21 protein-coding genes are annotated in these 26123 nt (G+C 33.1%); 12 read left to right on the forward strand and 9 right to left on the reverse strand.

The window, feature by feature from the left end:
• The first annotated feature begins 274 nt into the window (after positions 1 to 274).
• The 7 genes from RBQ61_RS11090 to RBQ61_RS11120 all read left to right on the forward strand — a co-directional run bounded on the left by RBQ61_RS11090 (position 275) and on the right by RBQ61_RS11120 (position 7254).
• Positions 275 to 1525: an MBOAT family protein gene (locus RBQ61_RS11090; protein WP_308137383.1), complete on the forward strand. Its 1251-nt coding sequence runs from the start codon at positions 275 to 277 to the stop codon at positions 1523 to 1525.
• 12 nt (positions 1526 to 1537) lie between these two features.
• Positions 1538 to 2785 (forward strand): DHHW family protein, encoded by a 1248-nt coding sequence (locus tag RBQ61_RS11095; protein WP_308137384.1) that lies wholly within the window; start codon positions 1538 to 1540, stop codon positions 2783 to 2785.
• Positions 2786 to 2942: 157 nt separating this feature from the next.
• Positions 2943 to 3698 carry an acyl-CoA dehydratase activase gene (locus RBQ61_RS11100; protein ID WP_308137385.1) on the forward strand — a complete coding sequence of 252 codons (756 nt, stop codon included), beginning with the start codon at positions 2943 to 2945 and terminating at the stop codon, positions 3696 to 3698.
• An 11-nt stretch (positions 3699 to 3709) separates the two neighbouring features.
• Complete coding sequence (locus RBQ61_RS11105; RefSeq protein ID WP_308137386.1) at positions 3710 to 4786, forward strand: 2-hydroxyacyl-CoA dehydratase family protein; 1077 nt, start codon at positions 3710 to 3712, stop codon at positions 4784 to 4786.
• A gap of 155 nt (positions 4787 to 4941) precedes the next feature.
• Positions 4942 to 6228: a double-cubane-cluster-containing anaerobic reductase gene (locus tag RBQ61_RS11110; protein ID WP_308137387.1), complete on the forward strand. Its 1287-nt coding sequence runs from the start codon at positions 4942 to 4944 to the stop codon at positions 6226 to 6228.
• Positions 6229 to 6239: 11 nt separating this feature from the next.
• A complete protein-coding gene (locus RBQ61_RS11115; RefSeq protein ID WP_213924515.1) occupies positions 6240 to 6506 on the forward strand; it encodes a DUF3343 domain-containing protein in 267 nt (88 codons plus the stop codon).
• A gap of 265 nt (positions 6507 to 6771) precedes the next feature.
• Positions 6772 to 7254 (forward strand): hypothetical protein, encoded by a 483-nt coding sequence (locus tag RBQ61_RS11120; protein ID WP_308137388.1) that lies wholly within the window; start codon positions 6772 to 6774, stop codon positions 7252 to 7254.
• 115 nt (positions 7255 to 7369) lie between these two features.
• Here the strand turns inward: RBQ61_RS11120 and RBQ61_RS11125 are convergent, their stop codons facing one another.
• Positions 7370 to 8788, reverse strand: coding sequence for a methyl-accepting chemotaxis protein (locus RBQ61_RS11125; protein ID WP_308137389.1), 1419 nt, complete (start codon positions 8786 to 8788; stop codon positions 7370 to 7372).
• A gap of 237 nt (positions 8789 to 9025) precedes the next feature.
• Here RBQ61_RS11125 and RBQ61_RS11130 point away from each other — a divergent pair, with 237 nt between their 5' ends.
• The 4 genes from RBQ61_RS11130 to RBQ61_RS11145 all read left to right on the forward strand — a co-directional run bounded on the left by RBQ61_RS11130 (position 9026) and on the right by RBQ61_RS11145 (position 13669).
• A complete protein-coding gene (locus RBQ61_RS11130) occupies positions 9026 to 9157 on the forward strand; it encodes a hypothetical protein (protein ID WP_308137390.1) in 132 nt (43 codons plus the stop codon).
• 358 nt (positions 9158 to 9515) lie between these two features.
• Positions 9516 to 9935 carry an ankyrin repeat domain-containing protein gene (locus RBQ61_RS11135; RefSeq protein WP_308137391.1) on the forward strand — a complete coding sequence of 140 codons (420 nt, stop codon included), beginning with the start codon at positions 9516 to 9518 and terminating at the stop codon, positions 9933 to 9935.
• A gap of 1154 nt (positions 9936 to 11089) precedes the next feature.
• Entirely contained in the window at positions 11090 to 12643 is a 1554-nt protein-coding gene (locus RBQ61_RS11140; protein ID WP_308137392.1) for an ASKHA domain-containing protein, read from the forward strand.
• Positions 12644 to 12700: 57 nt separating this feature from the next.
• Positions 12701 to 13669: a tyrosine recombinase XerC gene (locus RBQ61_RS11145; protein WP_308137393.1), complete on the forward strand. Its 969-nt coding sequence runs from the start codon at positions 12701 to 12703 to the stop codon at positions 13667 to 13669.
• A 95-nt stretch (positions 13670 to 13764) separates the two neighbouring features.
• On the opposite strand, the gene RBQ61_RS11150 is transcribed toward RBQ61_RS11145, so the two are convergent.
• Complete coding sequence (locus RBQ61_RS11150; protein WP_308137394.1) at positions 13765 to 14070, reverse strand: LysM peptidoglycan-binding domain-containing protein; 306 nt, start codon at positions 14068 to 14070, stop codon at positions 13765 to 13767.
• Between the two features lie 140 nt (positions 14071 to 14210).
• On the opposite strand from RBQ61_RS11150, the gene lexA reads away from it, so the two are divergent.
• Positions 14211 to 14834, forward strand: a complete 624-nt coding sequence (gene lexA / locus RBQ61_RS11155; protein ID WP_308137395.1) for a transcriptional repressor LexA — start codon at positions 14211 to 14213, stop codon at positions 14832 to 14834.
• A 252-nt stretch (positions 14835 to 15086) separates the two neighbouring features.
• Here the strand turns inward: lexA and RBQ61_RS11160 are convergent, their stop codons facing one another.
• From RBQ61_RS11160 to feoB, 7 genes are all read right to left on the reverse strand, one after another.
• Positions 15087 to 16391 carry a methionine gamma-lyase family protein gene (locus tag RBQ61_RS11160; protein ID WP_308137396.1) on the reverse strand — a complete coding sequence of 435 codons (1305 nt, stop codon included), beginning with the start codon at positions 16389 to 16391 and terminating at the stop codon, positions 15087 to 15089.
• Between the two features lies 1 nt (position 16392).
• Complete coding sequence (gene hfq, locus RBQ61_RS11165; RefSeq protein ID WP_213924504.1) at positions 16393 to 16629, reverse strand: RNA chaperone Hfq; 237 nt, start codon at positions 16627 to 16629, stop codon at positions 16393 to 16395.
• Position 16630: 1 nt separating this feature from the next.
• Positions 16631 to 17575, reverse strand: coding sequence for a tRNA (adenosine(37)-N6)-dimethylallyltransferase MiaA (miaA, locus tag RBQ61_RS11170; RefSeq protein WP_308137397.1), 945 nt, complete (start codon positions 17573 to 17575; stop codon positions 16631 to 16633).
• An 18-nt stretch (positions 17576 to 17593) separates the two neighbouring features.
• A complete protein-coding gene (mutL, locus tag RBQ61_RS11175) occupies positions 17594 to 19537 on the reverse strand; it encodes a DNA mismatch repair endonuclease MutL (protein ID WP_308137398.1) in 1944 nt (647 codons plus the stop codon).
• An 11-nt stretch (positions 19538 to 19548) separates the two neighbouring features.
• Positions 19549 to 22173: a DNA mismatch repair protein MutS gene (gene mutS, locus RBQ61_RS11180; RefSeq protein WP_308137399.1), complete on the reverse strand. Its 2625-nt coding sequence runs from the start codon at positions 22171 to 22173 to the stop codon at positions 19549 to 19551.
• 55 nt (positions 22174 to 22228) lie between these two features.
• A complete protein-coding gene (miaB, locus tag RBQ61_RS11185; protein ID WP_308137400.1) occupies positions 22229 to 23659 on the reverse strand; it encodes a tRNA (N6-isopentenyl adenosine(37)-C2)-methylthiotransferase MiaB in 1431 nt (476 codons plus the stop codon).
• 212 nt (positions 23660 to 23871) lie between these two features.
• Positions 23872 to 26103 carry a ferrous iron transport protein B gene (gene feoB / locus RBQ61_RS11190; RefSeq protein ID WP_308137401.1) on the reverse strand — a complete coding sequence of 744 codons (2232 nt, stop codon included), beginning with the start codon at positions 26101 to 26103 and terminating at the stop codon, positions 23872 to 23874.
• Positions 26104 to 26123: the final 20 nt, after the last annotated feature.

The following is a 26123-nucleotide window of genomic DNA, read 5'->3' on the forward strand; positions in this document are numbered from 1 at the left end:
GTCGAAAATTAGCATAAAGGTATAGAGGAAATAATATATTGTGCTATTTTAGAATAAGTGGTATATTATTAACTGTGTCTAACAATAGCGTGACATCAGGAGGATGAATTTGTAAATGTTATTTTCTAGTTTGGTTTTTTTATATTTGTTTTTTCCGCTAAATTTATTGTTTTATTTTATAAGCAAAAATAATGTCTACAGAAATATAGTATTACTCGGATTTTCTTTGTTTTTCTATGCATGGGGCGAGCCGGTTTTTTTATTTGCTTTGCTTATGAGCGCTGTAGTTAATTATTTTTTTGCACTAATGATTGATAAAAACAAGGGGACATATAAAAGCAAGGTTGCATTGTATCTGGCGGTTATTATTGATTTATCTATGATAGGCGTATTTAAATATTATAATTTCTTTGTCAGCAATATAAACTTTTTACTAAAAACCAGTATAGGTTTTAGCTCCATAGGGCTGCCTATAGGGATTTCATTTTATACGTTTCAAATTATTTCATACGTAGTTGATGTTTACAGGCAGGAAGTACCAGCTCAGAATAAATTTTACAAGCTTCTTTTATATATGTCTATGTATCATCAATTGATTGCGGGTCCAATAGTCAGGTATAAGGATATAGCAAATGAAATAGACAATCGTATAATAACACCGACTAACTTCAGTTATGGAATTAATAGATTTATTATAGGATTATTAAAAAAGATAATAATTGCTAATTCTGCAGGCGAAGTAGCGACTATGTTTCTCGATGGAAATATAAACGAAGTATCTATTATGGGTGCATGGTTTGGAATAATTATGTATACTATTCAAATTTACTTTGATTTTTCTGGATATTCCGATATGGCAATAGGCCTTGGAAGAATGTTTGGATTTACCTACAAGGAGAATTTCAATTATCCATATATAGCAAAAAGCGTACAAGATTTCTGGAGAAGATGGCATATATCATTAAGCTCATTTTTCAGGGATTATGTTTATATACCTCTTGGAGGAAACAGAAAATACTTCATCCGGAACGTAATTATTGTCTGGATGCTTACAGGATTTTGGCACGGAGCTAGCTGGAATTTTATTATGTGGGGAATATATTATGGATTTTTCTTATTATTGGAAAGAAAATTCTTGTATAAAGTTTTGAATAAAATTCCTACATTTCTATCACATATTTATTTGATGCTCATTGTCATTATAGGATGGGTATTCTTCTATTTTATAGATATAACAAGAGCAATACAGTTTATTGGGGTTCTATTTGGTTACGGCAATAATCCGTTGTACGATGTTAAATTTGAAATGGAATTTTTCAATAACATAGTATTTTTAATATTTGCGATAATATTAAGCACACCTGCATTTAGCAAATTATTTAAAAGGATTTGTGATATGCTCGCAATAAATAATTACAACCCTTCAAAATTAATGGTTGTTGCATTTAATGCACTAATTTTGATCGTAAGCACCATATTACTTATTGGACAAACATATAATCCGTTTTTATATTTCAGGTTTTAAAAAGAGGTAATTATGAACAGAAATAATAATATGTCATATATAAATATAATTATTTTTATATCCTTAATTTATGTGATTTCCATATTAAACATTACATCTCCGAAGGATGCTGCTGTTTCTCAGACAGAAAATAGGACTTTGGCTCAAAGACCAGATTTTAACACCACGGATCTTTTCTCTGGAAAATATTTTAGCGATTTTGAAAAATATTTTGCTGATCATTTTTATCACAGGGAGCAATTGGTACAGATAAATAATGATTTATCATATTTAAAGGGAATTAAAAGAAATGAAGAGGCTTCAATAGTAGCTTTTGACGGTCAAAATGTAGGTGGCAATGAAACTTCGGACAATAATAATGTTGAAGCGTCTACTAAGGGAAATCTTCTGATACTTAATGATACTGTTATGGAGTTATATAAATTTAATGAAGATAAAAGCAAATCTTATGCAGATATGATTGCAACAGTTAGCAACAAACTGGGCAAAGATGTGAAGGTTTATTCTCTGCTGGCTCCCATACAGGTTGAGTTTTTAAAAAATGAAAAATATAAAAATTTATCCGATTCTCAGATAGATGCAATCGAATTTGTAAATAGCAATTTACAGGATGGAATTATTCCTGTGGACGCATATCATCCAATAAAGGAGCACATTGACGAATATGTATATTTCCGTACTGATCATCATTGGACAGCCCTTGGTGCATACTATGGATATACAGGATTTGCAAAAGCAGCAGGATTAGAAGCAGTATCACTAAAAGACTATCAGGTTGGAGAAGCTTCGGGCTACCTGGGACATATATCAACTGTCAACCCTTCTGAAACTGTAAACAGCAACCCGGATGACGTGGTTTATTACGAACCACCTGTTGATACTGATATGACTGTGTATTACTATGATAAAGATACAGGTGAAAAAAAGTCCTACAAAGGCAAGGTTATAAATAAGTCATATGCGAAATTAGACCAGAAGTATGGTGTATTTATAGGAGGAGATTTTCCCCTTGGGGTCATAAAAACCAGTGCTAAGTCGGATAAAAAAATCATGGTTATTAAAGACTCATATGGAAATGCATTTATCCCTTTTCTTACACCTCATTACAGTGAAATTTATGTAATTGATCCGAGACATTACAAGGAAAGCATAGTTGATTTGGTTGAAGAAAACAACATTGGAGAGGTTCTGTTTTTAAATTATGTATTAACGACTAATTTTGAAAATTTCATAGACAGCGTTTTAAACTTAACAGAATAAGTTTTACGATTTTATATTCAACTAATTGCGGCTGCTCAGTATAGGCCGCTTTTTATATGCATAATTTACGAAGTAGACTTTGTTGCATTTATCTTCTGTGAATGCTAAAATAGAAATTGAGTTTAAATGAGAGAAAATAAAACATAAGGAGCATACTATGTATCGTGTTGGAATAGATATAGGTTCTGCTGCTGCAAAAGTGATTGTAATGCCTGAAAATGGAAGCGGAATACTGTATAATTTGCTCATGCCTACAGGGTGGAGCAGCAAGGAAACTGCATTAAACATTAAAAACTGGCTTGAGGAAAGAAACGTAACATCAGATAATTCTCATATAACAGCTACAGGATACGGAAGGGTATCGGTGCCATTTGCCAATAAGGTAGTAACTGAAATAACCTGCCACGGCAGAGGAGCCTATTATTTAAACGGAAAGGACTGTACTGTGATAGATATAGGCGGACAGGATACAAAGATAATTGCTGTTAAAGACGGAATGGTGACGAATTTTATTATGAACGATAAATGTTCTGCAGGTACAGGCAGGTTCTTGGAAATAATGGCTAATACACTTGGGGTTACACTTACGGAAATTTTTGATCTGGCAGAGAAGGGCAGCGAAGTTTCTATAAGCTCAATGTGTACGGTATTTGCAGAGTCAGAGGTTATAAGCCTTATAGGAAATGGAAGGCCTAAAGAGGATATAGCTTGGGGCGTAGTTAATTCAATTGTAAATAAGGTATATACTTTAAGCACAAAATTGAATTCAGATAATGACAGCTTCTTTTTGACAGGAGGTTTCTGTGAGAGCGGTTATATGTGCGATCAGCTAGGGAAAAAACTTAAAAAAGTTGTTAGTTCTAACAATATGGCGCGTTATGCCGGAGCTGTAGGCGCAGCACTTTCAAAATAGGTGGCATTGTAATGAGTGATAATTTGCGCTTTCAATTGGAAGAATTCAAAGATATGAGGCATAATGCTTTTATAGCTGCCCTTGAGCTTAAAAATGCAGGAAAAAACATTGCAGGAATTTATGGTGTTAATGTGCCGAGAGAACTGCTATGGGCAATGGATATTATTCCTATAAACATTTTTGGAATTGACGGGTCAAATATTAAAGCGGCAGAAAAAGTTCTTGATAAGAACTTATGTTCTGTTATAAAATCAAGCTATGGATATGTAATTACTGATAAGTGTCCATTTTCTCATTTTGCTGATATTGTAGTAGGCACTAATTATTGTCCTGATAAAGAATCCATGCTGCACATGCTTGAAGATATTAAACCTGTGTACATAATAAAAGAGAAAAAAGATGTAGGTGATTTAGCTCTTGAATATAAAAAATTCGGAAATTATTTGCAGCAAAAATTTAACACTGCGATTAATAAAGACAAGTTCCTATATGTAATAAATAAAACTAATGAAATAAGTAAACTTATTATTGAGATTACAAATATTTATATGACACACCCGAACATATTGTCAGCAGGTGATTTAATAAGCATAGTCTACGGAAGTCAGTTTATTTTTAATTTGGACGAGCGCTTAAATAAGCTCTACAATTTAAAGAAAAGCCTCATTGAATTTGCAGTTGAACAGGAAACGGTAAATGCATCTAAAGTATTAATAACAGGAGCACCAATGGCTCCGTTAAATGAAGAAATATTTGAACCAATGAGAGCTCTTAAAAATGCCATAGTTGTATTTTCACAATGCGAAGGTGAGAACTACTGCATTGCTGATTATGACAAAAATATTTATTATACTCTTGCCAAGAAATATTTATTTGAAAACAGCTTGGAATACACGAAAAAAATCATTGAAAAATACAATATAGCTGTATTGGTAGAAGCCGCTGCAAGGGGATGCTACGTTCATAATGAATGCTGTGAGGCTTCGGGTCTCCCTTGCCTGAAAATTACCGTTGATTATGACAAAACTGAAGAAGACAATATTATAAGACTTAAGGAATTTATATCAGATCATAACAATATTGACTGAATTATAACTGCATTGAATGATTTTTAAAAAACAATAAAACTTTTTTATAGGTAAGCGTATTTGTATAAGTTTGTGTTTCTTGTAATTACAAGAAACTTGAACTATAATTTAATTGGATTGTTAAAAAAATAATTATACTATATGGAGGTTTTATAATGGCAGATTATAAAGAAATGTGGAAGAACCTGGATATGAACCTGGAATTGCATGATCAGTTGTGTGAAGTGTTACCGGTTGCATTTGGAGATGTTTACTTAACTCAGGAAAACCGACCGGAATCTATGGATTATTATAACTTAGTAGTGTCCGAAATTCATGGAATCCGTCCTGCAGAGCTTATTGAACACCAGAAAAAGGGTGGAAAAGTCCTAGGAACATTCTGTGTATACGTTCCGGATGAAATCGTTTTTGCTGCAGACGCCATAGCTACAGGATTATGCGGAGGATCTCAGTTTTGGGTTCCTGGAGGAGAGAAAGTATTGCCTACAAGCACATGTCCTTTGATAAAAGCATCGGTAGGTGCACGCCTTGATAAAACATGTCCATTCTTTAGAATAGCAGATATGTATGTAGGGGAAACAACCTGTGACGGAAAGAAAAAAGCATGGGAAATACTTGCAGAAGATGTTCCTATTCATGTGATGGATCTGCCTCAAATGAAACGTCCAAAAGATATAGCTGCTTGGGCGGATGAAATAAAAGTATTTTTAGATAAGGTTGAAGAAATTACAGGCAACAAAGTAACTCCTGAAAAACTGGCTGCGGCAATAAAACTTATCAATGATAAGAGACGAGCATTGGAGAGATTGTATGCTTGCAGAAAAAATGAAAATCTACCTATAAGCGGCAAGGATGTTCTTTTAATATCGCAAATAGCATTCTATGATGATCCAACACGTTTCACAACAATGACAAACAAGCTTTGCGATGAATTGGATAAAAGGGTTGCCGAAAACGTTAGTGTATTTCCGGCAGGAACAAAGAGAATAATGCTTACCGGAACACCGTTGGCAATTCCTAACTGGAAACTGCACCACATAGTAGAAACAAGCGGAGCTTCTGTTGTAGTTGAAGAAATGTGTACAGGCACTAGATACTTTGAAAACCTTGTAGACGAAACAAAATCTACGCTTGATGAACAAATATCAGCATTAGCTGACAGATACATGGGAATTAACTGCGCATGCTTCACTCCAAATGAAGGAAGAGTAAAAGATATACTTCGACTTGCTGAGGAATATGATGTTGACGGAATAATAGATGTTAATCTGAAATTCTGCAGTCTGTATGACACAGAAGGGTACAAGGTAGAAAGAGCAATAAAAGAAGCAGGAATTCCTGTTCTCGGAATAGAAACAGATTATACAGATCAGGATGCAGAACAGTTAAAAACAAGAATAGGTGCTTTCATAGAAATGCTGGGAAGCAGGCAGAATGCATAAAAGGAGGAACAATGACGGCAGAAATTGAATATTATGTGATTTTTCCAAATGTTGATAACGGGCTTAAGCTTAACGAACTGTTGAAGGCTGAAAAAATTTCTGTCACAATAGCTCCGACACCTAGAGAAGCTACCAAGTGTTGCGGTATTTCTCTGCTTATCAAGAATAAAAATGATATACCGACTGTGAAAAAAATAATAGAGGATAATAATGTAGAAATTTTAAAAATTTTTGAAACAGTCAATAGAAGAGATCCCATGAGAAATAAATTTTGCTAGGCAATAGTGATTGTTTAGAACCTTAATATTAATTTTGCAGCAGCTGTGCTTAGAACAGGAATAAGAGCAGCTGCTTATTTTATTGTACAAAGTAAAATTGAAAAATGTAACAAAATGAAATTAAAATTATTTAATTGAGAAAATATATATGAGCAACTTCTATATAATAACAAAAAACCTTTCATATATAATTGCATTCATCCCTATAATTGCATATAATGCATAATGAAAGCAATATCAAAGATTTGTGTGGGAGGAGTATTAATTGAGTTCATATAAAATTAAAAAATATTATAATAAAAATAGAACACACAGAAATTTCGATACGCATAAAGATGCGCACAAAAATGAAGTTCCTGTTAACCGTGAATTTGGATACATTGAAATTTATATAACTAAGAATCTTGGTACAGAAGCTGCTACTGATTCGGAATTAACAATTTATGTAACTAATAATGGAGATAAGATTCCGGTAACTGTTTTGTCACCTACACAAAACCCAACATTAATTAAACTTCCGATTGCACACCCATCTGGAGCGCTAGTTGAGGGGCCAGAATATTTGTTCACTCCATATAATTTAACAATAGAAAGCGAAGGGTATTATAGAGTTATAACACAAAATATCCGCCTGTTTCCGAATATAAAATCTACTTTTTTTTATAACCTGAATGAAATTGTGGCAGGTGAACCCAATCGTGAAGAGATAACAGTAATACCTGCACATCCCAGGGATATAGTACCATAACACAAAAAAATGACACCTTTGATGAGTTTTGTCATCAAGGTGCCGGCATTTATTAAGAAGAAAAATTTTGAGATTTAGTAATGAAAAATAAAGTTTTTTCATATTTATTAAATTATTAAAAAACTGATTCATTTGAAGAATTCATTTCTTTTGTAACATTAATCATTTGCTCAAGTATTTCAATAATTTTATCTGAAAGTTCTTCCGCTTTTAGAACGGAGGAATCAGCTCCGGTTTGATCATTATTATTAATATAGCTGATAACAGAGTCGCCTGTCTTATGAAGGTCATGATGTAGAAGCTCAATTCTTTCCCATAATTCTGACAGCTTTTCTGATGAAGGCTTGACAGAATAATAAAAATGTCCAAAACCACATTTGTGCTCATCTGTTTGAATTGGAATAATTTGCATTTTGTCTGCCATCTTTTTAACATTAACTATCCAAGCTTTATGAGCATTTATTGCATTTCTTACTGTTTCAATAAAGTCTTCATTTGAAAGGCCGCAAATTTTACTGTTAACCATCTCGCCGGAAGTTAATGCAAGCTCGCTAACAGTATTTTCAATTTTTAGCATGGAAGCCGAGACTTCGTTTATGGAATTGCTTATAATATTAAGTTCTTCTGCAGATTCAGAAAGGTTTTGTATATCATTGTTTATAGACTCTAAAGCTGAAGATGACTCCTGGAGAGAAGAATTAATATTATTACTGGTTTGGGCTATATCAGAAATTCGATTTGCGATTTGCCCTGTAGAACGTGTGCTTTCATCCATGGATGCGGAGACTGTATCTATGCTTCCGCTTACTTTGCCGATAGAATTAAGAGTTTTTGAAACACTGTCGTTGCTTCTGTTTGAAGCGTTATTTACTTCCACAAGCAATTCATCTATGTTTGATGTAAGTTTTCTTGTTGTCTCAGAAAGCATTCTGATTTCTTCTGCTACAACAGCAAATCCTTTACCTGCTTCTCCTGCTCTTGCAGCTTCTATCGACGCATTCAGTGATAAAAGATTTGTATGATCTGATATATCGTTTATACTTCTCACAGATTCGTTAATTTTACTTATAACATTTAAAAGGTCATGTACACTTTGTTCCATATCTTTGGAGAAAGCCATCATTTCAACATTTTCTGCTTTTATACTGTCAAGAATTTCATTGCTTTTTATAGTTGTTTGATTCAGAGACACTATATCTTCTGAAATCTGGCCTATAGTTTGAGACAGCTCCGTATTTGCATCTATAATTTGAGCTGTGGAAGTTGAAATTTCTTCAGAAGAAGAAGCAACTTTTGAGAACATTTCGCTTAATTTGTCAGATGAATTTTTAATCTTATTGCCAAAAAAAGAAAGCCGAAGATCAAAATCACTTATCATAGTTGCAATATTAAAAACTCCTTTAAACACATAGGCGGCCTTTTTATTTGAGCTTAGCTCAGTTGAGCCTTTGGTTGATTTATCCTGCTTATTTTTCAGGTTCGATTTTCCTGAATTAATTGTATTATCCTTTAATATTCCTTTAAAAAATGACATTAATTCATCTCCTTTATGTATGTAATAAAATAGCAAGTCTAGCACTATATGGCCATTACTAATATATCATTGCTGCATGAAAGTTACAACAATTTTTGACAAAAAATTTATTTTTGATTTTTCGGTTAAATTAATATTAGAATATTGTTGGTATAAGTAATGGAAGATTATAGTAGTAATTCTGTTAGTAATATAATATAATACAAATTAAGAAATTAAGTATTTCGATAAAGGAGAATGATTAAATTGGATAATAAAAAATGCATTATTTGCGAAAAGTATAATAAGGGTGTTGACATAGTTTACCAAGATTCTTCGGTATCAATAAGTCATATGGTAAGACACACAGATAAATCGGATAATTATTAGGTTATTACATGGTAGAGAGTAAAATCTTTTGATTTTATTATGGGAAAATATTATATTTCAGTATATAATAGTAATACTAGACAAACTATAAAAGATTTGTTTGAATATGCACAGAATCCTAAAGTAGGTCCTAATGCAGGATGGGCACGACGTCATAAAGCTTATGCATGCATAATAGTGTTTCAAAACAGTCGGGTTGAAAAATTGCATAAAAGTTTTAAAAATTTATAATTGTAAATTAACACCTGCAATATTTGGGGGTTGAGTCCCAAAAACCAACCTTTATCTATTGCAGTTAAATAAACACTTTAAGAGTTTCTAAAGTACTAATAATAAAAAGGGAGGGGAGGTGGTAATCGTGTTTAAGAAAAGTTTAATAATCGTATCGTCACTCTTAATATTTGTAGTTTTGTTTGGTTGCTCTACAAAGGGAAAAAATGATAATGCACAACCTGATGAACTGCAAAAAGTTGCAACAACAGAAAATGATAGTGCTAAATATACTGTTGATGAATTATCAAATGCAATATTATCAAATGATACGGAAAAAGTCAGTAAGATTATTCAAAGCAAAACTGTTGATATTAATCAAAAAAATTCTGATGGTAAATATCCAATAGAAATAGTGTTTGTTATGAATAACTGTGAAATGGCTGAAAAGCTATTAGATGCAGGTGCAAACCCGCAAGTTGTTACATCAAACGGTGAAACGGTATATGACATAGCAGTGAATAAGGGCAATAAGACATTAAAGGCAATATTTGAAAAATATAAATAGCCTATTGTGAGAAGTTAAGGAAATCGTAAGTATTATAATGGATACAATTATGAAGATAACAGCGGTGGAATATTTAAATCTAACATTGACGATACTAATAAGCAGCAAATTTAAAGAGTATTACGAGAGTAGAAGATAGCAATGAATCAATATAGTTAAAGAAAAATTAATTTAAAGATTTCCAAAGGTGGATTGAAACTGTCCATTTAAAAGCATATAATCAAAAGAAAAAAATCTTTTTGAACAACTTATTCTAAAAGATGCTTAAATGTGTTAAAATGCAAATTATGCCTTGTAAATGAATTTGATTATTTTTTTAAATTATTTATTTGGTTTTAGCATGTTTTTATTAAAATGTAATTGCGTATATTAAAAAGTAGAAATCAAAATAGACTATAATAATTAATGAGTAATAGAATATGCTATAATTGTAGATTATTTTGCAAAAATCCGTGCATAAGCTAAATTATTATAGAAAGATAGTGGAATTTTATGTCGCAAAATATCTATTTTGCGACATAAAGTATTTTTTGAACAGAGGGGAGGCCTTAAAAACACTGATTTTGATTATGAATTCAATTTTTTAATTTATTTTTCATTATAACTTTTTTAGCTATGCACATTTTAATTTTGATACTAATTTAATTTTCATATTGGCATAAATAAGTTTGGCGGTAGATTATTTTATAAGTTTTGGTATTAAATTGATTATTATTGATTATTATTGCAATTTACAACATCGATAGAAATTTTGCGGCATATTCTTTTATCGATAAATTTCACCTCCAAAAACAAGGCTTTAAATTGCGTTTTAACGAAAGTTATTTTTATTATTGACTATTTATACCTGCGAATTTTTGCATTTATTTTAATATTATGAAATCTCATTTTTTTATTTATATGGACTACTTATTTTATATGAACTACTGTCAATATTATTGCTTGCTGTTAAATTTCAAATGATAAATTAAAATATGGAATTGTGTCTATTGTAGGTTATTTTAATAGTGACTATTGCAGGTTGCCATAATGTGCAATAATGGCTCTTGTATTTTTCTCTATTTAACTATATAATAGTTTTGCGACATTTTATATATTTGTGTATACTCCTCTATCTAGTGCTTAATATATTTAATAAAGAAAGAGAGATTTGAATGATTTATAATATTAAAAATAAAACTAAAAAAATATTAATCTCTAAATTATTACAGCAGAATAATATTAACTTTCCTCTACCCTGCGGCGGTAATCATACCTGCGGTAAATGTAAGATTAAGGTTAATGGTGAGCTCTCCTCTATTTCTGATTCTGAAAGAAAACTTTTAACTAAAGAAGAAGTTGAAACCGGAATAAGATTAGCCTGTATGACAACTGCCTATTCTGATATTGAAGTTGATATTGATGATTTGAAATCCTTTAAGATTTTAGATTATGGAATTGCGGATAACTTTATAGCTGATTCTTTTCTTTCAAATTCAGAATATGGTCTAGCAATAGATATAGGAACAACCACTGTAGTTGCCTGCTTGTTAAAAGGAAGTAAAAATGAATTTCTTTCTGTAAAAAGTGAATTAAATATGCAGAGTATCTATGGTGCAGACGTTATTTCCAGGATAACATATTTAATCAACCATTCTAATTTAGAAGTAACTCAAACTATAGTATCGCAAATCAATAAAATGATTGAAACATTAACAAAAGAAAATAGCATTGGAACTAAGGATATAAAGTACGTTACAATAACGGGGAATACTGCTATGATGCATTTTTTTACAGGCATGAACCCTAAGGGTATTGCTTATTATCCTTTTACCCCTGAAAGTTTATTTGGAGATTACATAGATAATGATTTCGGACTTAATTTGCCGAATGAATGTAAAATTTATATACCGTACTGCATTAGTGCGTATATTGGCGCGGATTTAATGTGTTGTATTCTTTCAAGCAATGTTATTGACCATATGGATACTTACTTTATTGTAGATATAGGGACAAACGGTGAAATGGCGCTTTATAGAGATGGGACAATCAGTTGCTGCTCAACTGCCGCCGGTCCTGCTTTTGAAGGTGCAAATATTAAATTCGGTATGACAGCTTCAGATGGTGCTATATTTAAGGTATATTATGAACGGCGTTATGATTCAATACAGTTTGAAACAATTAATAATGTTCAGGCAGAAGGAATCTGCGGTTCAGGCATAGTAGATGCGTTGGCTGTTTTTTTAGATTTAAATATAATTGACTATACCGGAAGAATTTTAGCTGACGGCCACAGATTTACAAAAAATATTATTTATAATAATGATGAGATTTGTTTTAAATTTGATGATGCTGATGTTTATATAACTCAGAATGACGTAAGGCAGATGCAGCTGGCAAAAGGTGCCATAGCGGCGGGCATTGAAACTTTACTTTTTGAGAATAATGTTAAAGAAAATGATGTTAAAAGATTTTTCATTTGTGGAGGATTCGGAACATATTTAGACTTAAATTCTTCTGTAAAAATAGGGCTTTTGCCAAAACGTGTTATTGACAGAGCTATGTTATTGGGAAATGGGGCCTTAGCAGGGGCTGCACGCATAATTCTGGACAAAAGCAGCATTGAGAAAATCAACTTTATTAAAAACATGTGCAGTCATATTGAGTTGTCGTCAAATGAAGCTTTTATGAATAAATATATAAATCATATGAATTTTCATCAGTGGTAACTTACGTATTTTTATAAAAATTAAATTCACATAAATACTATTTTAATTGGAGGAAATATGTATATAGATTACAGCAGGCTGTGCCCTGCTCCCATGAGCGATTTTTTAGAGTACATGCTGTCTATTAAAGGAAGATCTGAAAAGACGGTAAGTGAATATTTTCTGGATCTCAGAACTTTTTATCGCTTCATGGCGTTACGGTACAAATTATGCTCTGAAAGCGATGAGTTTAATGATATAGATATTAATGTTATAACACTTGATGTTTTGAAAAAAATAAGCATCATGGATTTGCACGCTTTTGTGGGTTTCATAGACAGAGAGAGAAACAATTCAAATAGGACAAAGGCAAGGAAAATAGCGTGCCTCAGATCTTTTTTTAAATATTTATATTCCATAGTTAAACTTATTCCTTCGAATCCTGCAGTAGATTTGGAGACTCCTAAAAAAAATAGCAGGCTTCCTGTAGCTCTTACATTGGACGAATCAAAAAGCATGCTATCATCTATTAAGGGATCAAATGAAAAACGAGATTATGCGATAATAATTTTATTTTTAAACTGTGGATTGCGTCTTTCAGAGCTTATCGGCATAAATATTGATAAAATTAAGGGAGATACGCTGACTGTGGTTGGAAAAGGAAACAAGGAACGAACAATATATTTGAATGACATTTGTATAAAAGCAATTGAAGATTATCTTGCTGTCCGTCCTGACGCAAAGCCTGGGCACGAAAATGCTTTATTTATAAGCAACCGCAGAACTAGGTTCACTCAAAGAGGCGTGCAACATATGGTTGAAAAATATTTAGCAGAGTCAGGGTTGTCAGGTATGCATTATTCTCCGCATAAGTTGCGCCATACTGCAGCAACACTAATGTACCAATATGGTCATGTTGACATTCGTACTCTTCAAGAACTCCTTGGACACGAAAGTGTCTCCACAACTCAGATTTATACTCATATTGATAAAAAACAACTTCGCGATGCCGTTAAAATTAATCCTTTGAATGATGAAACTACATAGTTAATTTATCATAACATTAAATAATAAATGCACCATTAAGGTGCATTTATTATGATAAAAACACTAAGATTGGAGTAACTGGCATTTTGCCAGCATTACCTGCTTAGAGGGATTTTTATTATGTCGCCGGGATATATGGAGGCATTTTCAATATTATTAACTTTTGATATTTCATAAATAACCTGCCTTATTTCTTTATTATCGGCGTAATTAGATGCTATGGACCAAAGTGTATCTCCATTTGTAATCTCTATGTAATCATATTGAGGTATATCTTTTGAATATGCATTTAACGTAGCGCATGATGCAAAAACTAAGATGCTTATAAATAATATTGATATGAACATAAATCTTTTGAATTTTTTTATATCGGTTACCTTGTATTTATTTAATATTATCATAGTTCACCTCGAACATATTTTCTATTTACATTTTAGCAGAACATAAGTTCGATGTCAACATATATTTTGCCATTCTCAAACAAATGTTTGATTTATTTGGTATTGTATGTTAAAATGTATAAAAACAAAGAGGTGAAGCTATGAATTTTGAAGGCTTAAGTGATAAGCAAATTAAAATATTAAAATACATAAAAAATGAACTGAACCTGAGGGGCTATCCTCCATCCATACGTGAAATATGTAAAGCTGTAGGTTTGAGTTCCACTTCTTCCGTGCACGCACATCTTAATACATTAGAAGAAAAAGGATATATAAAAAAAGGAAATAATAAGCGAAGAGCTTTAGAGCTGATAGACGTTGATGATATATGCTCCAACATGCCTAAAAAAGAAGTAATAAATGTTCCTATAATAGGAACCGTAACAGCAGGACAACCTATACTTGCCGTTGAAAATGTTGATGACTCCCTACCTATTTCGATTGATTTTGTTGGCAACAAAGAATCTTTTGTATTAAAGGTGAAGGGTGAAAGTATGATTGAAGCTGGAATATTAAACGGCGATTTTGTTGTAGTTAATTCTCAAAATGTTGCAAATAACGGAGAGATTGTTGTTGCTCTCATTGATGATGAGGCAACTGTAAAAACATTTTATAAAGAAAAGGATCATATAAGACTTCAGCCACAAAACAGTCTGATGGATCCAATATTAGTTAAAGAAGCTCATATTCTTGGGGTTGTTAAGGCAGTAGTAAGAAAATACTAATAAATAAAGAAGATAAGCTGCAAAAAAGCTTATCTTTTTTTAAAATAACATAAACAATCTTTTCATAATTTCATTCATTTTAAATTGACATAAATTCACCTGCCTTTAAGTAATTTTAGTTTAAAATTTGTATATAAAATAGCAAAGGCGCATAAGTATTAAACTTATAGCGCCTTTGCTATTTTATATTTTCATATAATAATGCATAAAATTATATTTGTCAATAGATTTTAGAAATTTTATTTTAAGTTTTTATAAATTTGCAGTTATTTTTTCCTTAATATCTTCATATTCCATAAGTTTTTGGAGACATATCATTGCTCCAAGCTTTGCGTGGTCATAAAACAGGCCTCCCTGAATATAAACAATATATGGCGGCCTTATGGGCGCGTCTGCGCTCAATTCAATTGATGAGCCTGACACAAAAGCACCGGATGCCATTATAACCTTGTTCGTATATCCGGGCATATCCCATGGAACCGGTGATACGTGAGAATCAACAGGAGATGCAGCTTGTATCGCTTCGCAAATTTTTACTACCATGTCTTCATTATTAAACTTAATTGCTTGAATTATATCGCTTCTGCTATCATCTCGGGATGGTGTAACTTCAAACCCCAATGAGCTGAATAATTCGCCAAAAAGCACAGCACCTTTCAAGGCTTCTGATACTATGTGCGGTGCGAAAAAAAGCCCCTGTAGAGTATTTCTGGTTGTTCCATATGTAAGACCTATTTCCCTACCGACTCCCGGCGCTGTCAAACGATTTGCAATCCTATCGATTACAGTCTTTTTGCCGACTACATACCCACCGGACAAAGCAATGCCTCCTCCCGGATTTTTAATCAGCGAACCTACTACTACGTCTGCACCAATATCTGACGGTTCAATTTTGTCAATAAATTCACCATAGCAGTTATCTACCATAATTAAAATATCTGGATAAACATTTCTTATTTGTTCTATGGCATTTTTAATCTTTTCCAGTGAAAGAGCCGGTCTAAAACTGTATCCTGTTGATCTTTGAATCATTAAAAGTTTTGTTTTCAGGCTTATTTCTTTTAGTGTACCTTCCCAATCTATATCATTGTTATAGAGAGGAACTTCTTTATAGATAACACCTGCCTCCTTCAAATTACAAGGCTCGTTTCCTTCTTCTCCAAGCACTGTAAGCATTGTGTCATATGGGCGCCCTGATATTGCTATTACTTCGTCTCCAAAGCCCAGCAATGACGAAAGTGTCAGATACAAAGCATGGGTTCCGGATGCAATTGACGGCCTTACCAGCGCATCTTCTGTGTTAAAAACAGATGCAAATATTTTTTCTGCCTTTTCCCTGCCCGGGTCATCATAACCATAGCCTGTATTCCAATAGAAGTTAGTGTAGTCAAGCTTATGCTCCTGCATTGCGCTGATTACTTTGTACTGGTTGTATTCTCTTGTTTGTTCAATTTTTTCAAAATATTGTTTTTTAACTACTTGTTCAATTTTCTCAACATAGTCAAAAACAGGTTTGCTTACGCCAAATTGTTTACATAATATATTTTCTGTCAACATTTTACTCCTCTATTGTCTCATTACTAAATAATCTAACCTTTTTAAAAGGCAGTATAGATGTTATTGAATGCTTATAAACAAGCTGCTGTCCTTTTTCAGTCTCAACAAATACAACATAATTGTCAAAGCCTATAACTGTTCCGATAAGTTTATATCCGTTGTTTAAAAAAATTGTAATGGTTATTTTTTCTTTTCTCACATTGTTTAAAAACGAATCCTGTAAATTAATAGTGTTCATTTTATCCTCCTAATATTAAAGGTTTTATATGTTCAAAAATATCATTTATAGTCATGTCTATTTCATCAGCATCGGCAATGTCAAACCATTTTACATTGCTGTCTCTTAAAAACCAGGTGTATTGCCTTTTAGCAAACCTTCTGGTGTTTCGTTTAAGTATATTTAACGCTTCATCTAAATTTGAATTTCCGTCAAGATAGTCTATTATTTCCTTATATCCTATTCCCCGCATGGATACTAGGTTTTTATGGTATCCCTTGCTCAGCAAATCTATAACCTCATCAATTAATCCTTGTGCAATCATTTTATCTACACGATGATTTATTCTATCATACAGAATTTTTCTATCCATACTCAGTCCAACAAGAATACATTCATACTTGCTGCTGGGTTTTCTTATATCAGTATTAAGTTCTGAGAATTTAGTACCAGTTAAATCATAGACTTCTAGAGCTCTTATAACCCTTTTTACATTATTTTTATGTATTTTTGCTGCTGCCTCCGGATCAATTTTCTGAAGCTTTTCATATAGGGCTTCCTGTCCATGCTCCATGTGATAATAGTTATAGTAATCTCTCAATTTCTTATTAGATTTTGCATTTCCGAAATCCAAGTCATATATAAGAGAATTAACATACAATCCGCTTCCGCCTACTATGATAGGCATCTTGCTGTTTAAATGCATCTCATCGATTATTTTTTCTGAATCCGTTTTAAAATCAGATACTGAATAGTTTACATCAGGTGTCACAATGTCAATCATGTGATGTTTTATTCCCTGCATCTCACTCACATTGATTTTAGCTGTACCTATGTCCATTCCTTTGTAAATCTGCATTGAATCGGCGGATACTATTTCAGCATCTAATCTTTTTGCCAGTTCAATAGATACATATGTTTTCCCTACAGCAGTAGGTCCTACAATAACTATTATTTTATTATCCATTTATTTAGCTTTCCTTTATTAATTTTGTATTCTTTCAAATAATTTTTCTATTTCATACTTGGTCATTTTTATTATTACGGGACGCCCGTGAGGGCATGTGTAAGGATTTTCGGTCTTATTCAGTTCATTCATAAGAGCATTTACTTCTTGAATATGAAGTTTATCACCTGCTTTCACCGATTTAACACATGCATTTTTTATGATTTTATCCAGTTCAAGATCCACTTTTGTATGGTTAACATTTTTTAGTGAATCCAGTATTGTATAGAAAATTTCTCTTATATTTGTATCCTTAAATATAATCGGTATGTTATTTATAATTACAGAATTAGCGCCAAAATTTTCTACGGAAAAACCAAGTTTTTTAAATGTTTCGTTATTATTTGCCGCAATATGATAGTCTTCATATGACAAATTAATTACTTCAGGTATCAGCATTTCCTGTTTTAAAATTTTTTGTGAATTAAATTGATTTAAAAATTTTTCGTAATTGATTCTTTCATGAGCTGCATGCTGGTCTATCATATACATTTCTGTTTTTTCGTAATTTTCACATATTATGTATGTATTCATTAAAATACCTACGATTGTCAGCTCTGGAAATTTGCGCCCGTCTTTTTTTATTTCAATGAAGCTTTGCTGTACAGGTTCCTGGGTTTCTTCGTTATTATCTGTGGAAGTTTCTTTATCGTCAAGGGTTTCTCCTAAACTGTTAGGAATTTTCTTTTTTTCCTCTGATGTTTCAATTTCTATTGCCTCTTCAAATATGTTTGAAGAATTGCCTTCATTAAGGTTTATTTCAGTAAGTTTTATATTACTGTAATCCTCGGAACTTATTTTTTCAGGAAAATCACTCTTATTATGGTTAGCAGAATAATCATTCTTATTTTCAAATATTGAAGAATGAGATTTATAGTCATTGTTTGACGTATAATCACGCACTATTGTTTCCATTTTAACTTCTTTAATTATATTATTTGAATGAAGGGTTCCGAATATTGCTCTTTTTAGCTCATTTAGTGTAAAATCTTCATTACGAAATCTAATTTCTGTCTTTGCCGGATGAACATTAACGTCAACCATTTCAGGGTCTATTTCTATGTTTAAAAAACATGCAGGATATTTATTTTTTGGAAGAAGCGTGTTGTAGGCAGCTTCTATAAAATAACTCATTCTTTTATGCTTTATATATCTTCCGTTCACAAATACTATCTGTAGTTTTCTGTTGCCTCTGTAATAATTCAGATTTGTTGTAAAACCTGTAATTTTAAGTGTGCTGCTCTCATATTCTACCTTAAGAAGAGAAGTGTATAAATCTCTTTCATACAGGCTCGATATTGTATTTAAAAAATTATCGGTTTTTGGTGTCCTAAAGGCAACATTATTATTGTTAATGTACTTAAAAGAAATATTTTTTTTGCTTAATGCAAGAGACACGACTATTTCATTTATTTTTGAGCTTTCTGCCGCGTCGCTCTTTAAAAACTTTTTCCTTGCGGGAATATTATAAAAAAGTTCTTTTACTGTAATTGTTGTGCCAACCGGGCATCCTATATCCTCTTTTGATATAATATTTCCACCATCAATTGTTATTTTTGTTCCAAGCAAGTCATCAGCCGTTCGGGTAATCATCTCAACAATCGATACAGCCGCAATGCTTGCTAAAGCTTCGCCGCGGAATCCTAATGTGTTAAGGGTGTTTAAATCATCTGAAGAGATAATTTTACTTGTACAATGCCTTTTAAAAGCAACTTCAACTTGCTTATTTTCTATTCCTTTTCCGTTATCTGTTACTCGTATCAGACTTTTACCGCCGTTTTTTACTTCAACTATTACTTCGTCAGCTCCGGCATCTATGGAATTTTCAACTAATTCTTTAACTATTGATCTAGGACTTTCAATAACTTCACCAGCAGCTATTTTATTTATTGTTTCATTATCCAATAAATGAATTTCAGACATATGGCACCTCCTTAAATGTGTTTGGCTTTTTCAATCAGCTCGTTTAAAAGAGTAAAAGCCTTTACAGGAGTTATGTTGTTAATATCAATATTCTTGATAGTTTCCGTCAAATCCTTGTATTCTTTATTTAGGCTTTTTTCAATAGGATCGGCCTGAAACATGGAAACCTGAAAATTATCTGTAATACGGTTTTTTTTCTTTTTTGTAAATGGTTTATTAATATCACTGTCGTCAAGCTGTGCTAATATTTCTTTTGCTCTTACAACAACTTCATCCGGAAGTCCCGCAAGATTTGCAACCTGTATACCATAGCTTCGATCTACGCTTCCTTCTGCTATTTTTCTCAAAAATATTATTTTGTCATCAGCTTCCTTTATGAGAATTCTATAATTCTTAACACTTTTTAATTTGCTTTCCAGTTCAGAAAGTTCATGATAATGTGTGGCAAACAATGTTTTTGCCTTGATTTTTTTCGTTATGTATTCCACAACGCTCCATGCGATGCTCAATCCGTCATAGGTGCTTGTGCCTCTTCCTATTTCGTCTAAAATAAGGAGGCTGTTTTCCGATGCATTGTTCAGTATGTTAGAAACTTCGCTCATTTCTACCATAAACGTACTTTGTCCCTGTGATAAATCATCCGATGCGCCCACGCGGGTAAATATCTTGTCTAGTATGCATATTTCCGCTTTTTTAGCAGGAACAAAGCTTCCTATGTGGGATAGAAGTGCAATCAGTGCTACCTGTCTCATATAAGTTGATTTTCCTGCCATGTTAGGCCCTGTAATGATGGACATTCTGTGCTCGCTTCCATCAATATAAGTATCATTAGGAACAAACATCTCATTTTTCATAATTTTTTCAATTACAGGATGTCTTCCGTCAGTTATTTTTATGTAGCCTTTACTATTCATCTCCGGCCTGATGTAGTTATTTTTAACTGCTGATATAGATAGGGAATTTAAAGTATCAATAACGGCAATGCTGTAAGCAGTCTGCTGTATTCTGACTACATGTTCCTTTACGTGCTGCCTTATTTGTAAAAACAGCTCATATTCAAGCTTCATCATCTGTTCGTCAGCATTCAGAACCTTAGCTTCCATTTCTTTAAGTTCCGGTGTAACGTATCTTTCACAGTTAGACAGTGTCTGCTTTCTTATATAATTGTCTGGAACAAGGTTCAAATATGATTTTGTTACCTCCAGGTAGTAGCCGAATACCTTTGTATAACCTATCTTTAAATTTTTGATACCAGTGTCTTCTCTTTCTCTGTTTTGTAGTTCAGAAATCCAGTTCTTGCCGTTTACAGTTACTTCGCGTATTTCATCAAGCTCAGCATTATATCCTGTTTTAATAATACTGCCTTCCTTTACTGACAGAGGTGGGTCATCAACTATTGATTTGTCAATTAACTGGTATAGTTCCTCCAAGGTGTCGAAACCTTCATGAATATCTTTAAACATTTTTGATTTTAGAACTGATATTTCTTGTTTAAGATCCGGAAGGTTTGAAATAGATTGTTTCAGAGCGTTTAAATCTCTGCCGTTGCAGTTTCCATACACTATTCTGCTTATGAGCCTTTCGATATCATAAATTGTTTTCAAATATTCTTTAATGTTATTGGATACCATTACATTGTTATAGAGCTCTTCCACAGCATCTAGTCTGTTATTTATTATATTAATATTCTTAAGAGGCTCTTCAATCCATTTTTTCAGCTGTCGTCCGCCCATTGCAGTACTTGTATAGTCAAGCACATTATAAAGAGTACCTGGCCCTTTTTTCCCTCTAACTGTTTCAGTAAGCTCAAGATTTTTTCGAGTGCTTGAATCAAGGTACAAATATTCTCCTACACTATAAAAATGAAGCTTATTCAATTGCTCCAGAGAAGTTTTTTGTGTTTTGTACAAATAGCTGATAAGCATTCCAAGAGCCATAACTGCATAATCATTGTCAGAAAGGCCGAAAGAGTCCAAAGATATTACATTAAAATGATTTAATATGACTGACTTATATTCGTTGTAGCTCAACATTTCTGTGCAACTCAACATCGAATCTATTGAATCAATGCCTGTAAATTTATTTGAGACTATTTCTGAAGGGTTAATCTTAAGTATTTCTTCTTTTAGTAAATTGTATCTTTTATTGCTGTCTATATCAAAATCATTCAAGCTTATGTTTTCAGTTACATATAAATCGCCGGTAGAAATATCTGCATAGCACATACCGAAGCCCTTATCTATGTATGTGCAACAAAGATAATTATTGCTTTTTTCATCAAGCATGTTCTGATCTATTATTGTTCCAGGAGTAATTATTCTGACAACATCTCTTTTTACAATTCCTTTTGCTTGGGAGGGATCTTCCATCTGTTCACATATAGCAACTTTGTATCCGCTTTCAATCAGCTTTGGAATGTAGCTGTCTACTGCATGGTGAGGCACTCCGCACATTGGAGCTCGCTCCTTCTGTCCGCATTCACGCCCTGTGAGTGCAATCTCCAAAACCTTGGATGCAGTCAATGCATCATCAAAGAACATCTCATAAAAATCACCGAGCCTGTACAAAAGTATGCAATCAGGATATTGCTCCTTAATGCTCAAATACTGTTCCATCATTGGTGTATATTTTGCCATAATACTGCTCCCTTATTTATACAGGATTTGTGCTATAGCACAAATCCCGCAAGCTTTAATCCGATATTTCGCCTTCCATATGGAAGGTCTTTACGTTTGTAATTTTTACGTTAACTATTTGACCAATCAAATTATTATTGCCTTTAAAATGAACCAATCTAAAATGCTCGGTTCTGCCGGTAAGAAAATTTTCACTGTTTTTGCTGACAGATTCAACTAAAACGGGATAAATTTTTCCTATGCATTGAGAATTTTTTTCAAGCACAATAGGATAAAGTGTATCCAGCAGCTTGTTAAAGCGTTGGTGTTTTATGCTGTCAGGTATCTGGTCATTCATTTCGGCAGCCTTAGTCCCTTCTCTTACAGAATATAGGAATGTAAATGCCGAATCATACTGTACTTTCCTAACAACATCAACAGTTTCTTCAAAATCCTGTTCAGTTTCTCCGGGGAAGCCTACAATTATATCGGTAGTAATTGCAACGTCAGGAATTTCCGTTTTTAGCTTTTCTACAAGGTTTAAATAATGTTCTTTAGTATATTTGCGGTTCATCCTTTTCAAAACTACGTTGCTTCCGGATTGTATTGGTAGATGTACATGGTTACAAATTTTCTTGCATTCCTTTATGACTTTTATTAAATCATCTGTCAAATCCTTTGGATGAGAGGTCATAAATCGAATTCTTTCTATGCCGTCAATATTGTTTAATTCATATAGAAGTTCTGCAAATGTAAAAGGATTATCAAGGGTAAGCCCGTAAGAATTAACATTTTGACCGAGAAGTGTAATTTCCTTACAGCCATCTGCTGCTAAGGTCTTAACTTCATTAATAATTTCTCCAGGTTCCCGGCTTTTTTCCCTGCCTCGAACATACGGCACTACGCAGTAGGTACAAAAATTATTGCAGCCATAAGTTATGTTAACCAGAGCCTTGTACTTAAATTTTCTTGTTTTTGGCATGTTTTCATATATTAAATCAGAATTTTCTATAATGTCAACACTTTTTTTCTTATTTATCTCAGCGTCATAAATCAATATAGGAAGCTCCTGAATCGTATTAGTGCCAAATATAATATCAACAAATGAAAATTGTTTTAGGAGTTTCTGTCGTATCTCTTCTTTTTGCATCATGCAGCCGCATACTGCAACAAGCATGTTTTCTCTATTCCTTTTTAATCCCTTTATTTCTCCCAGCTTGCCAAAAACTTTCAGTTCAGCGTTTTCTCTTATAAGACATGTATTTAATATAACCAGATCAGCATTTTTCTCATCAGACGTTTCTTCATATCCGATTGAAGTTAGCATACCTGCTATTTTTTCTGAATCATGCTCATTCATCTGGCATCCATAGGTTAAAATATTATATGTTTTTTTCTTTCCGTTCATAATAAAGAACTGCTCATTGTTATTTCTCAGTTCAATTATTCTATCGCTTGAAAGCTTTGTATCTTCGGTATTTACTGCATCTATATTATTTTTCCTCATGTTCCTCCAACTTTCTGTTTTAACATTGTTATATCTTGAGTATTATATCATTTTACTGCTTTTTGTTCAATAAAAAAAATGGTACTGCAAATATTTGTTCGAAAAATTGAGCAAATAAAGTATATGTAAAGAAAATAAAAGCAGCAAATAAAGGTAATTTTATAAGCTGCTTTAAGGTTGGTTATAATTAGTTAAATTGATTATTTATCATATTATGCAATAAGCATCCCCAAATTGTATATTAAGAACGCTGCAACATATGCTGTAAGCATTTGTATACCAACAGCCGCTCCTGTTGCTTTCCAAGTTTTCAGTTCTCTTTTCATAGCTCCTACCGCTGCAAAACATGGCATGCACAGGAGGTTAAATACCATGTACGCATATGCTGCAGCATCCGTTTTAATATCATTCTTCATAGATACAAGAGCATTTTCATCTGCTCCTTCAAATAATATTACTTCAGAGTAAATGTCAAAAGCTGCTTCTGGATCGTATTCTCCGCCTTCAAAACCCAATTCTTCCAATTCATCACTGCTGTAATGCGAGAAATATTCTTCCAAGTATTCAGGAGTTACATCATCATCATACAACTGTGCAAATGTAACGACAACCATTTCTTTTGCAATCCAACCAGTTACAACGCCAACCGTCGGTCGCCATTCGCCGAATCCCAGTGGTTTGAAAATTGGGGCAATGGCGCCACCGGCAGATGCAAGAAAGCTTTCATCCATTTCTGCCATAACACTTTGATCTCTATTGTTTTCAGCATTAACACCGTTAAATGAATTTGCGTTAAAGTTGCTTAATGCCCATATGAATATGGTTGATATGAAAATAACGGTTCCTGCCTTTATTGCAAATCCTTTAACTTTTTCCCATCCATGGATTGCAATACTTTTTAGGGTTGGAAATCTGTACTTTGGCAGCTCCATAACAAAATTTGAAGCAGAAGATTTATAAACAAGTTTATTTATTATAAGAGATACAATAATAGCAACCACTATACTGAGCATGTAAAGAGAGTAAGTTATTAGGGTTTTATTTCCTCCTACAAAGAAAGTAGAAACAAACATTGCAAAAATCGGAAGTTTTGCTCCGCAAGGCATAAATCCCGTAATAATAGTTGTGATTTTTCTGTCCTTTTCAGTGTCCAGCGTTCTTGTTGCCATAATTGCGGGAACACCACATCCAAATCCCATCAAAAGGGGGATGAAAGATCTTCCTGAGAGCCCGAATTTACGAAAAATTCTATCCATTACGAATGCAATTCTGGCCATGTATCCGCAGTCTTCAAGAAAGGAAATCAATATATAAAGCACCAGTACCAAAGGAATAAAACCTACGATGGCACCAAGCCCTTCTACTATACCATCCATTACGAGAGAATAAACCCAAGGTGAGGCATTTGATACCAGCACATCCATACCCGCTGCAACATATCCCCATAATGTTTCCGCAACTCCTGCCAGCCAAATTCCGGGGCTTGGCAATCCCTCAACAAATAAAAAGCTTTCACTGAATGTTGTTGCGAACATTAAGTACATAACAACCGCAAATATTGGGAGCGCCAGGAATCGGTTTGTTAATATCTTATCTAGTTTGTCTGATTTTGTTTCCACATGGTAAGACTTTGATTTTATAACAGTTTCTTTTACAACTTTGGTAATATACTTATATCTTAAGTCTGCTATTTTTGCTTCCGTATCTCCATCCGCATATTGTTCTGCTTCTTTTAAAATTACCTCTACTGCAGGTTTTTGAACTTCTGTAAGCTCATCTGTTACAATTTCATCATTTTCAACAATTTTTATGGCTTTCCAATATGTTTGAGTGTTTTTTTCTATAGCATCAGCTGGTTTTTCAATCCCTTCAGAATCGTAAAGTATTTCATAAACAGCATCTATTGCCGAATTTATATTATCATCGAATAATTTTAAATCATTTGCAGAAATATTGTCTTTCGCCACTGAAATTGCTGCTTTCATCAAAGCATCTATACCTTTTCCTTTTTTTGCAACTATAGGAATTACAGGTACTCCAAAGATTTCTGAAAGCTTTTTACAATCTATCTTCATTCCGATTGCATCAACTTCATCCATCATATTCATTGCAATAACCATTGGTATTTTGGTTTCGATTATCTGCATTGTAAGGTAGAGATTTCTCTCGATATTTGTGCCATCCACTATGTTAATTACTGCATCAGGTTTATTTTTAACAATGTAGTCTCGGGCTATAATTTCTTCAGCCGAATAGGGCGATAAAGAATAGGTACCCGGCAAATCAAGAATATTTATTTCCTTTCTTTTTTTGTATGTACCTTCTTTTTTGTCAACTGTTACACCCGGCCAGTTTCCCACATGCTGCTTTGAACCGGTGAGCTCATTAAAAAGAGTGGTCTTTCCGCTGTTTGGGTTACCGGCAAGCGCTATTGTATAATTCATAACGTCCTCCTTGTTTATTA

Source organism: Sedimentibacter sp. MB35-C1, assembly GCF_030913635.1.
In the GTDB taxonomy this organism is placed as follows: Bacteria; Bacillota; Clostridia; order Tissierellales; family Sedimentibacteraceae; genus Sedimentibacter.